The organism is Seonamhaeicola sp. ABD4_175 (assembly GCF_056160885.1).
Window position 1 is genome coordinate 1 of record NZ_JBSWYC010000008.1, and the last position, 13,111, is coordinate 13,111.

A 13,111-nucleotide genomic window follows, 5' to 3' on the forward strand; every position below is an offset into this window, starting at 1 on the left:
CATTGCTTAAGCTTATCGTGAAGGTTACTACATCGCCTACATTTGGTGTGGCATCACTTACTGTTTTATTAATACTTAAATCTGAGGTTTGGGGATTTATAGTAAGATAAACAGTTGCTAAATCACAAGCTACAGGCGTACCATTATCGCAAACTTCATAAACAAAGCTATCTGTACCTACATAATCAGGATCTGGTGTATATGTAAATGTTCCATCTCCATTAAGTACCAATGTCCCATTATCAACATTATTTATAGGAGTTGTATTTACAGTTTGTGTATTAGTTTCTGGGTCAGTATCGTTATCTAAAACATTACCAACTATGTCTGTATTTGGATTACCATTATATGTATCGTCATTGGCGTAAGTATCATTATCAGTAGCATCAGCCTCTTCAACTGTTACAGTTACCGTAGCAATATCACATACTTGAGGCGCACCATTATCACATATTTCATATGTAAAAATATCTTCACCCACAAAACCAGGATCTGGAACATAAGTTATTGTACCATCTCCATTTTCAACAACAGAACCGTTAGCAGGGTCTGTTGCTGAACTAGGTGTTATTGTAAAAGTATCGCCTTCAGGATCATAATCATTTGATAGTACAACAATATCTACAGGTGTTCCAGACTCTGTAGTAGCTGTATCATTATTTGCTACTACCTCATTATTACCAGAAATAGGATCAGATAACACTTCTATTGTTACTATTGCTGTATCACATGCCTGCGGTTGACCATCATCACAAATAGTATATGAAAACGTATCAATACCAGTAAATCCTGATGCTGGCGTGTATAAATATGTACCATCAGAATTCATAACCACAGAACCACCATTATTACTAAGTGCATCGTAATTGGTTACCGTTAAGTTATCGCCTTCGGCATCTTCATCATTGGTAATTACATTACCGCCAACAGATGTATCTACATATGTATTATTAATATCATCTATTGCATCTGTACAATTATTAATTATAACAATTACGGTTGGTGTTGATATACATGCATCTGCATTAGTTTCTGTTAACTCGTAAGTTCCAGCGGCTAAATTATTAAAACTTGTTCCTGTTTGAGCTGCTACCACAGGACTAGTACCGGTTAATGTATAGGTTGATGTACCTGAAGGATTTGAAACTGAAACAGTTCCTATTTGTCCTGTACAAACACTATTAGTACTTGTAAATGCTGGTGCATTTGGAGCTGCCAATTGATCATTTACAATAAAAGGATCTGAGACTTCAGATATACATAATGGTGTTGCGGTATCTTCGGCTGTAAGTGTGTATTCTGTTCCATATGTAAAGCCACTAATAACACCACTTGCATCTACAGTTAAACCTGAAGGTGTAGATGTATAAACAGCACCTGCAACAAAATTACTTACTGAGGCTGAACCTGCAGTAGAACAAGTTGGTTCAGTTACTGTTATGGTTGGAATATCTGTACGTTCTAAAACTGTATATGGTATAGCTACTGCATTAGTTCTACACCCTGTTACTGTATTTTCAACAGTTGCATATAAGTTTCCTGAACCTGGTGCATATAGTTCTGTAGAAGTCCATATTCCGCTTGTATTTGGTAAGTTTGCAGGTGTTGTTAAAGCTGCATTTTTCCAAATCTTAATAATTTCATTTTCAGCAAGTGTATTGCCAAATGTAATTGATAAATATTCATCAGCACAAATATCTAAATCACTTGAAGCTATGGTTGGTTCTGCTATGTAACCAACAGTTACTTCAACTGTATCTGTAGAAGTACATCCTCCTGGGCGTGTTATTTCAACTTGATAAGTAAAGGTAGTTGTGGCCGTTAAACTTGGACCAGAATATACAAATGTTGGTTGTGCTATTGTTGCATTATCTAAATATGCAACATCATCGGCGGGTGTTATACCTGTCCATTCATAGGTGTAATCTGGGTTATTAGTTATACCTAACTGCACATTATTACCTTCATTAACTTCACAAACCGGCACATTAGAACCTGCTACACCTGTTAATACAGATGGAGCCCCCATATCTACACTAGCTGGAACACAAATACACGGGTTTTCATCAACACGCATAACTAGTAAAATGTTACATGCTTGTTCTGGGGTTGCTGTAAATTGAATGCTCTCTGAAATTGAGCTTCCTGCTGGTATATTAGATGTTATTGTTTGTGAACCTAATTCTATATCTCCTGCATCATAAACGCCATCTAAATTCACATCATAATATGCTCCAATTACTGCTGGTGCTGTAACATCAACACCAGAAGTGTTATCTATAGTAAAGTCTGCTGTAATTAACTCATCAGAAACTGCAACATTTGCTACTGCACTATCTAAATTAATTGTTACTGCTGCTTTATTTATATCTAAATCTTCTCTGGTACTACCTGTTGCTATTAAGTTTGAACCACAACTAGAACCGCCACAACTTACACCGCTTGCTTGTTCTATATAATTGGTAAAACTAACTTCAGCATTCTCTTCACAATAACCAGCATCTGGAACAATATCAATTTCAAACTCGGTAGTTTCTTGATCACCCAATCCTGCTGGGTATTGTACTATTAATTCCGTATCAGTTGAGCTTATTAAAGTTAGTACGTTAGCGCCTATATTATTAAAACTACCAGGAACATACGTTACACCTGTTGGTAAATTTACTCTCCCGAAATCACTTGAGCCTGTTGTTGCTCCTGGAACAGCTGGCAACTCAGAAATTGTAGTTTGAATATTTATAGTTTCTTGAGAAGCACAACCATCAATGTGTCCTCCTCCTGGATCTGCTAATCCTGGTAATGTTACAGTTGATAATGCATCATAAGTTGCACTTAAACCGTTTACTTGTATACCGTCGGTTAGTGTTCTACTTCCATTTCCTATACCTGGTTCTCCACAAGTTCTGTTGCCATTTACAATAAATGATAATGCTGAATTAGAAACAAAATCACATGTTGTTTGCAGTGTATATCTAATATTTGCTGTTCTATCATTTACTGAAGAACCAACTGCACCGGTTCCTGGAAGACCTCCATATGCTGTTAAAGCTGAATGTGATATAGGGACAGAGTACGTATTAGTATTTGGTGTTGTTACAGATGCGGTTACATCTTCCCAAACACCTGAACCTGCAGGGTATTCTACTTCAACAAGGTTTATATCTAAAGCGCCAGCACCATTAAATACGCGTATTGATGCTGTTGGATTTTCAATTGTGCCTACCTGTGCACTTACATATTGCACATCTACAATAAAAGGGTTACACATATCTACGGCCGATGTTGGCTGTTGTGTAATTGATTGCTGTATTTGAGCTACAGCCGGTTGTAATGTTAACTGTACTGTATTATCATAACAAACATTTGTTGTTGCCCCATAATCTGTAGGGTAAGCATCACAATCCCAACCTAAATAAAAATCTACTGGTATATCAGTACAACTATCATAGGTGGCTTTTATTCTTATGTCTTTTGGGCTAGAAACATTTAAATTTCCAATTTCAACATAATAATTACCATTTGCTTGTACAATATTTAAAGGAATTGCACCACCTCCTGTTATATCTTCAGCTGCTGTAACTGTTATATTTGGGGTGTTAGGAATATATATCCAATTGAAGTCTATGTCTCCACCTGAATTACTGGTATTTACTACATTCAAATCAAATTCTGCCTCAACACCATAACCAACAACTGTAGAACTAAATAATGGTTGTAAAATAAATGTAGGTCGTGTGTAATTTAAATTACCTCTATTATTTATGGTGATTATTTCTGAATTATTTGAATATGCTAAATATTCTGAAGTTGTAACAGAAGTAATTTGAGATGAACCATCAAACTCACAAGATGCTTTTACTAAAATATCCCACCCATAAGAAGCTGTTGCTCTTTGATTTAAATTTCTATAATTACCTGCTGGAGTAACAGTAAAAGTATTACCTGATTGCGTCATAGCTAAATTACCATCACTCAAATAAAAAGTCCCTTCGGTATTACGCCCTCTTACATCAACTACTTCAATACCATCAGGTACAGTAAACACCATTTCTTGTATCATGGTAACTGGCCTATACTCTCCTGGATGTAAATGTGTTGAATTTGCACGTATATAATCGTTTCTTAATGGTACCCAACGCTCTTCACAATATTCAAAACTTGAGGTTGTAGTATGGTTTCTTATAATATCAGGTCTATGATAGCCAACACTATCTCCCCAATCAAAACAACTAATGTTTTCATTAGGTGTACCGTCATTATCATTATCATTGGCTATACCAGATGTAGTACCTGGTAATGTTTCTGTAATTCTATAACGCCCTCTAAAGTTAGATAAAATATGATACCCGAAATTTGTATAGGTATTTGTTGTAAATCTGTATAAGAATTCTACATGAAAAGAATCTGCATCATCAATAGTTCCAGAATCTAATTCTGGTATAACGCCTGATAAATCGTATATTAAAGTATGATTATTACCACTACTAGTAATTGTTGGTGCTGGTATTGAAAATGTAGATGTATTTAATCCTGAAGAATCATCGGTAATTACTACTGTACCAGAAACAAATTCAATATCATCAGCTCCTGATGTTGTTCCATCTGTTGTATAGGTTTGAATGAAAGATAAATTATCAGATGATAAATTACTCATAAAACCATCTGTTTCAACCATCATTTCATCTCCGGCTAAATATAAATCTAGCTCATAGGCTCCTGATGATAAATCTACAGTTGCCGACATGGTATTATCTGTAAAACCAGGCGTTATTCTGTAGGCATCAAAAGCTGTAATATTTGGTCCTGCACAAGGAGGGTTACACGAATGCTCAATAATTGGCTCGAAAGTGCTACAATGTATATTTCTTGAGAAAATTTCATTACCACCAGGTGCATCATACAATCTTAATTCAGTTTCGTAAGATATGCTAATTGTTGATTGCACCCCTCCTAATTCTAGTTCTGCACAATTCATTATTAATGGAAACCTTGCGTAATTATCGCCATTAACTCCAAGCACATACCAATTTTGTAAATCTGTAGTACTGTAAGTTATGGTATTTGTTCCTGCACCTGCTATACCAGGTGTGTAAGCCCCATTAACTTGTGTAAAGTTTGCTGCATTTGGGTTAGCTGTATCTAAATCTACACCTCTTGGCACTGTAATTGTTACAAAAAACTCACTGTCTGCATTTGTATTTAAGGCACCATGATCATTATGGGTAAAATCTGTAATATTCATTGAAGGTGCTACTGCTACTTCAAACGGTACACCTTCTTCAATATCAGTATCTTGTTCTAATAGAGTAGGATTTGCTCTATCTCTCATTATATTACCGTAATTCAGGTCTGTTCCTTCTGTAGGTCTTGCTGTATCACATTGATCTTTGGTTAAAACATCAAAAAATAAATGTTCCCATTGCATGTAATGGTAAGCACCTATACCACAATTCTCTCTAGTGTTTAAATCATAATCAAATTCAAAAACTACTGTATCTCCGGGTGCTATATCATCAAAAAAACCATCACCATCAACATCCGTCAAGCCACCAGTTCCATCAATATTTGGATTATTTTGGTTTGGTAATAACGCCAGGGTGTAACCAGAACCATAACCAGCTCTGGTGGTATTTGTTGTTGGTAGCTGAGAAGGTGTAAAAGGTTGTCCATCAATAGTAAAATTACTTACTCTTCTAGTATCAAACCTATCAAAAGCCCAAAAAATATTATTTGTATAGCTTGTACTTTCAGATTCTCCATTAGCACCTAAACCTAAATTAAAAAGCACATCTTTTGCCCAAGCTGCTGTACCTGAACCAGTATTTTGAATTTCTAAAATAATATGGTTAGTTTGCCCAATATTATGTGGGTTTTGCACACGGGTTATTACTAAATTAGGATTGTTAGCACCAAATAAAACGTTACCCGTTGTAGTTTGTGATGATTGACAAACCCATTGTGCAGAGTGGCTAACTTCTGTATCAACGCAATTTGTTAATTGAAAACTTTCAGTAAATACTAATTTCTCTCCACCTTCAAAAGCTCCATCTCCATCTTCATCAGCTGTAGCTGTAGCATAAGGAGAAGGAATTGGTAAAGATAAATCAAAAGTATAAATTAATTGTGTTGCTGTTGAGCCAGCATCGGGTGTTAATTGCGTTCCGTTATAAGACAAACTGTAATTTGAAATACTTGTACCTAAATTAACAATATGTTGCCCTTCTGTAATACTTGAATTTCCTCCATTAACTACTGATACATTTCTTGTATGCACATTACCACCACCAACAATGCCGTTTACAGGAGCAATAGCCTCAATAGATAAAGAAGCTGATAACAAATCATAATTTCCTATTAGCGGGTTTATGTCTGTTGCTGTTTGTGCTCCAGATGCGGAATTAACATAATTTAATTTTACATAGTCTTTAAATGAATTACCATTTTCTTTATAAGTTACGGCTTCACAATTACCTGCTGTAGCTCCAACATCTGCAGTTCTCTCTACTGTAAAATACACATAATCTCCAGCTCCCCAAGGATCTGTTTGAACCCCATTGTTAAAAATAGAAAATTGAGGCGCATTTAAATTACTAATATCTGCCTCTGCAATAACATATGTACCTCCTGAGTTATTATTATCTGTAATAACAACAGTTCCCGGTGTGTAGGAAACCCCTGGAGGCATTTGAACTGTTACAAACAATGAGTGTAATGCTTGCGGTGTTGTAGCGCCTCTTAATGATTGTACTGAAATTTCATTTGTAGTACCATTTACATTTTGAGCTTCCACATCTTGCTGGTTAATGTAAACCAACCTGAAATCACCATTATTATCACTTTGCCCATCGTTCCCAAATTGGGCAAATGCAGTATTTAATGTAAACAAAAAACACATAAACAAAAACATCATTTTGTTTGTGTGAATACATCTTGTTTTACTATAAATTAAATTTAGTAATTTTAACATCATAGTTACTTATTTAATTAGTTATTTAGGATACGTATTATAATTTATTATGCTGTTTCTATTTTAGACCTCTTTGACAAAAAAAGTCTCATTTTAAATATATATATTTTGCTTGTTTATTTTTTTAACTAAATATTATCATATATATATTTATAATATTTTATGTCTCAATGAAACCAAATGTGGAATCAATATCATTTTTTTATTTTTAAATACATAAAACACTTGTAGACAAACTTAACGCTATATAATGAGTATAAATTCTTTCAAAGTTTTTATACCTATTTCTATAGACGAATAGCTAATATGTATCGACGAACTGAAAGCTTATTTTAATTTTATGTACTTAGTTTGGAATAAAAAAAAGAGTATTTATTATAAATACTCTTTTTTAAATTGATATTTGTTTGCTTTACGTTACTTCACTACAATAAAATCACTTCTTCTGTTTAATTGATGCTCTGCCTCTGAACATGGTACGCCGTCTGAACATTTATTTACTAGTTGCGTTTCGCCGTAACCTTTACCTGATAGCCTTTCTGGGGCAATATTTCCTTTTTCAATAATATATTGTATTGTTGATTTATTTCTGCGTTCAGATAATTGATTATTATACGCTTTGGTTGCTCTACTATCAGTATGCGACCTTACATCAATTTTTAGGTTAGGAAATTTTTGCATTACTGATATTACTTTTTGTAATTCAATTTCGGCATCTTTTCTTATGTAATGTTTATCTAAATCAAAATAAATAGGATTTAAACTTAAGGCTTCTCTTAGGTTAGTACCTTCAGTAATTGATATTTCATCTATATTTAAATAAGCATCAACCTTAATACTGGCTTTTCTGTTATTTGTTGAAGTAAAACGTTGCTCATCATCTTGGTATTTCTCTTTTGAAGCTCTTAACAAATATTCTGAATTACATTTTAAAGCATCAACAAACTCATAAAAACCTTTGTTATTTGCAGTGACTTCGGATATTTTATCGCCTGATTTATTTAACAGTATTACTTTAGCATTTGGTAATACGTTGTTTGTTTTTTTATCGTACACTATACCTGATAGGTTTTGAACACAACTTGGTATTGTAAAGCTATATATATCATCATCTCCCATACCGCCTTCTCTGTTTGATGTAATGAAACCTTCTTGTGTAAACAGGTTTTCATAATATCCAAAATCATCCATAGGGCTATTAATTGGCTTTCCAACGTTTTCAATAGTTAGCGGTAATTCTTTAGCATACTTTTCTTCAAAATCTCTTACCAGGTAAACATCTAAACCACCTAGCCCGTTACGCCCGTTTGATGAAAAATATAAATCTCCGCTGGCATTTATAAAAGGGAATGTTTCATGACTTTCTGTATTTAGATGCACCCCTAAATTAACGGGGGTACCAAGCGTCCCATCTTCATTAATATCTACCACGTACAAGTCTGAATTCCCTATAGTTCCTGGCATATCAGATGCAAAGTACATTTTTGTACCCAATCTATTAATTGTTGGGTGAGCAACACTGTACTCCTTACTATTGAAATGCACAGATTCTATATCATCCCATTTATTGTTAGAATTTAGTTTTGAACGATAAATTTGTAATCTATTAACACCTGCTTCGTCTCTTTTAAGTTTATGCTTAAAGAAATTGTTGCGTGTAAAATACATAACATCATTTTTTGGCATAAATGCTACTGATGATTCATGGTACTTTGTATTTACACTGTTATTTAAAAGTTTTGCTTTGGTGTAATTACCATTTTCTTCTTTGTTTGAAATGTATAAATTTAAGTATGGTTGGTTGTTCCATTTATACTTTTTACCGTTACCTCTTGATGATGCAAAAATTAGTTGACCATTGTATTGGTTGCTACCAAAATCTGATACTTCAGTATTTATTTCTAAATTAGTTAGAGCAAAATCTTCGCTTAATCTATCAATATCTGCTAAATAATTTTTGTGATTATTGAAAATTTCACTTCTTCTTTCATTTCCTTGTATCTCAACAAACTTAAGCATCCATTCATCAGCTTCTTCATATCTTTTTAAAGATTTTAGTGTTTGAGCATATCTAAACAAATACTCGGCTTCAATACCTTTATAGTTATTTAATAGCTTTGAGTACCATTTTTCGGCATCTTCCATTTCATTATTAAAGTAATACGAATTACCTAGTTTTTGTAAAATATCTTTAGACTCGAAACCTTTTTCAGCAATATCTAATAATACATCGGTAGTTTTTACATAAGAGAATTTATCATACTCTTTAGTTACTTTTTTCAAAGTTTTTTTACTTTGAGCATTACCAACTAAAACTATTGATAGTGCTATAATTGTAAATATATTTTTGGTTATTTTCATAATTCTAACTTTTAAAAGAATCTTGGAGATAATATTTTACCTAATTGACTTGGCTCAAACCTTAACATAATTTCGTGGGTACCGCTATTATAGTTATTTAATCCTGTGGTGGTTAAATCATAACTATAGCCAATAAATATATTATCGGTAATTTGAAATCCAACTAAACCACTTACAGAATCATCCCATCTGTAAGATAAGCCTACTGTAAATTGTTCATTAAATAATGCGTTTAATGATACATCTGCTATTAAAGGAGCGCCATCAACAGCCTTTACTAAAAAGGCTGGTTTTAATTGTGTGCTCAAGCCAACATCAAAAACATAACCACCTATTAAAAAGTAGTGCATACGCTCTGTTGCTATAGATTCTTCAAAATCATCATAATGATCTGTTTCTATAATATTTGGAACCGCTAAACCTAAGTACCATTTTTCAGAATGCAAATACACACCAGTACCCAAGGTTGGAGAAATTAAGTTTACATTATTATTAAACACTCTATCTGTATTTTGAAATACCCCTTTGCTCCAATCAGTATCTAACAAATGGATTCCTCCTTTTACACCAAATGATAATTCTAAATCGCCATACCTATTCATTGGAATTGTATAGGACATATTCAAGTCTATACTTGTCTCTGATGCAGGCCCTAATTGATCACTAGTAATATTTAAACCTAAAGCTACTCTTTCATTTCTTAAAGGGCTGTGTATACCAAAATTTAAAGTTTTTGGAGCCCCATCTATTCCAACCCATTGAGTTCTATAAAGCGCCACAGCACTTAACACATCTCTTTGACCTGTATAACCAGGGTTTACACTCATTGTATTGTACATATAGTGTGTATACTGGGCATCTTGTTGCGCCTGAATGTTATGTGTTAACAGTGTAGTAAACACTATTAAAACTAAACTTTTTATTAGTAATGATTTACGTATCATCTCTTTTAATTTTTTATTAGTTGTTTACTTAATTTACCTGTTAATGTATAACCAGCCTACTTTAGGTTTAGATCCATCACCAAAGTCTAGAACGTAATAATAAGTTCCTACTGGAAGTTTTTCTGATACTTTTAAAGTTGAACGTCCATTAGATGTTCCATCCCAATCATTATTATACTTCCTCTTTTCGTAAACTATATTACCCCACCTGTTATAAACTTTTAATGTATTATTTGGATAATTAGAAATACAATTAATAATTAAGTAATCATTATCTCCATCACCATTAGGCGAAAATTCATTAAACACTATTAAGCAACCTAATTCAGTAATTGTTGGATCATTTGAGGTATTACCATCAAGATCATCACCATCATCACTTGCATCTAAAACTATACTTCCATTAGGTTGTTCTCCTGTAAATGTTATTACATTTTGAACCCCTCCGGCATTAATAGCTTCTTGTGTAATAGTAAAACTAGCCGTGTATGTAGCAGTCTCACCTGGTAATAAGATGCCATCTATACTTCCTCTATCACTACTATCAAAAATGGGTTGCTGTGTTAACTGTAGCGTGTTTCCATTAACATCTGTAAATACATCTTCAAAAGTAATATTAGTTATTGTAGCATCTCCTGTATTTTCAACTACAATAGTATAATCAATTACATCTCCTAAATCATTACCAAAAGCCAAATCTGCTGTTTTAGTTACCTCTAATTCACCATTACAGTCTGGATTAGCTGTAACTGGTTGTGTTATATCTATTGGGTTATAATCACACGCATTATTCCAATCCGTATCATTATCTCCTTGCACTGCATCACCATCAGGATCTATTTCATCAATATTTAAAACGCCATCGCCATCACAATCGGCTTGCGCCCATAAGCTATTAATATCAGCTAAATCAACATTAATAATATTACCACCAATACATGGATCTGAATCATCTGGATCGGTTGTACTGTCTTCGCCATCGCCATCACAGTCTGTTACTGCGGTTACTGTTAAGGTAATATCTGAAACATTGTAATCACATGGATCATTCCAATCGGTCTCGGTGCCATCGGTGTTTGGTGTACCGTCTCCATCTGGGTCTATTTCATCGCCATTGGTTACACCATCGCCATCACAATCGGCATTGGCAAAGATTGGATTGCTTAAATCTTCATCGCCTAATGTGCCATTGTCTTCACATGGATTGGTTGGATCGGTTTCTGTACCGTCTGTATTTGGTGTGCCATCATTATCGGGGTCTACTTCTTCTTGGTCTGTTGTACCGTCGCCGTCACAATCAGCCCCTGAGCTGATTGGTAATGTGATATCTGAAACATTGTAATCACATGAATCATTTGGATCTGTATTGTTTGGGCCTTGTGTACCATCGCCATTTGGATCTACTTCATCTAAATTAGTTACGCCATCGCCATCACAATCGGCTAATGCCCATAAACTTGTTGTATTGGTTAAATCTATGCCTGATACATCGCCTCCGTTACATGGATCTGAATCATCTGGATCGGTTGTGCTGTCTTCGCCATCACCATCACAGTCTGTTACTGCTGTTACTGTTAAGGTAATATCTGATGCGGTAAAATCACATGGATCATTCCAATTGGTCTCGGTACCATCGGTGTTTGGTGTTCCGTCTCCATCTGGATCTATCTCATCGCCATTGGTTACACCATCGCCATCACAATCGGCATTTGCAAAGATTGGATTGCTTAAATCTTCATCGCCTAATGTGCCATTGTCTTCACATGGATTGGTTGGATCGGTTTCTGTACCGTCTGTATTTGGTGTACCATCATTATCTGGGTCTACTTCTTCTTGGTCTGTTGTACCGTCGCCGTCACAATCGGCCCCTGAGGTGATTGGTAATGTGATATCTGAAACGGTGTAATCACATGAATCATTTGGATCTGTATTGTTTGGGCCTTGTGTACCATCGCCATTTGGATCTACTTCATCTAAATTAGTTACACCATCGCCATCACAATCGGCTAATGCCCATAAACTTGTTGTATTGGTTAAATCTACTCCTGATACATCGCCTCCGTTACATGGATCTGAATCATCTGGATCGGTTGTGCTGTCTTCGCCATCACCATCACAGTCTGTTACTGCTGTTACTGTTAAGGTAATATCTGATGCGGTAAAATCACATGGATCATTCCAATTGGTCTCGGTGCCATCGGTGTTTGGTGTACCGTCTCCATCTGGGTCTATTTCATCGCCATTGGTTACACCATCGCCATCACAATCGGCATTTGCAAAGATTGGATTGCTTAAATCTTCATCGCCTAATGTGCCATTGTCTTCACATGGATCGGTTGGATCGGTTTCTGTACCGTCTGTATTTGGTGTACCATCATTATCTGGGTCTACTTCTTCTTGGTCTGTTGTACCGTCGCCGTCACAATCGGCCCCTGAGGTGATTGGTAATGTGATATCTGAAACGGTGTAATCACATGAATCATTTGGATCTGTATTGTTTGGGCCTTGTGTACCATCGCCATTTGGATCTACTTCATCTAAATTAGTTACACCATCGCCATCACAATCGGCTAATGCCCATAAACTTGTTGTATTGGTTAAATCTACGCCTGATACATCGCCTCCGTTACATGGATCTGAATCATCTGGATCGGTTGTGCTGTCTTCGCCATCACCATCACAGTCTGTTACTGCTGTTACTGTTAAGGTAATATCTGATGCGGTAAAATCACATGGATCATTCCAATTGGTCTCGGTGCCATCGGTGTTTGGTGTACCGTCTCCATCTGGGTCTATTTCATCGCCATTGGTTACACCATCGCCATCACAATCGGCATTG

Annotated in this window: 4 protein-coding genes; all 4 read right to left on the reverse strand. The window is 35.1% G+C overall.

Going from position 1 to position 13,111, the window contains the following annotated elements; translation table 11 throughout:
* Nucleotides 1-6,970 (reverse strand): Ig-like domain-containing protein (locus ACXAG4_RS15370; protein WP_475296980.1); only part of this gene is annotated, 6,970 nt, incomplete at its 3' end.
* 414 nt (nt 6,971-7,384) lie between these two features.
* On the reverse strand, nt 7,385-9,328 hold the full coding sequence (locus ACXAG4_RS15375; RefSeq protein WP_475296981.1) for an OmpA family protein: 1,944 nt from the start codon (nt 9,326-9,328) through the stop codon (nt 7,385-7,387).
* A gap of 11 nt (nt 9,329-9,339) precedes the next feature.
* Nucleotides 9,340-10,272: a PorP/SprF family type IX secretion system membrane protein gene (locus ACXAG4_RS15380; protein ID WP_475296982.1), complete on the reverse strand. Its 933-nt coding sequence runs from the start codon at nt 10,270-10,272 to the stop codon at nt 9,340-9,342.
* A gap of 33 nt (nt 10,273-10,305) precedes the next feature.
* The coding region (locus tag ACXAG4_RS15385) for a T9SS type B sorting domain-containing protein (RefSeq protein WP_475296983.1) at nt 10,306-13,111 on the reverse strand (2,806 nt) is incomplete at its 5' end.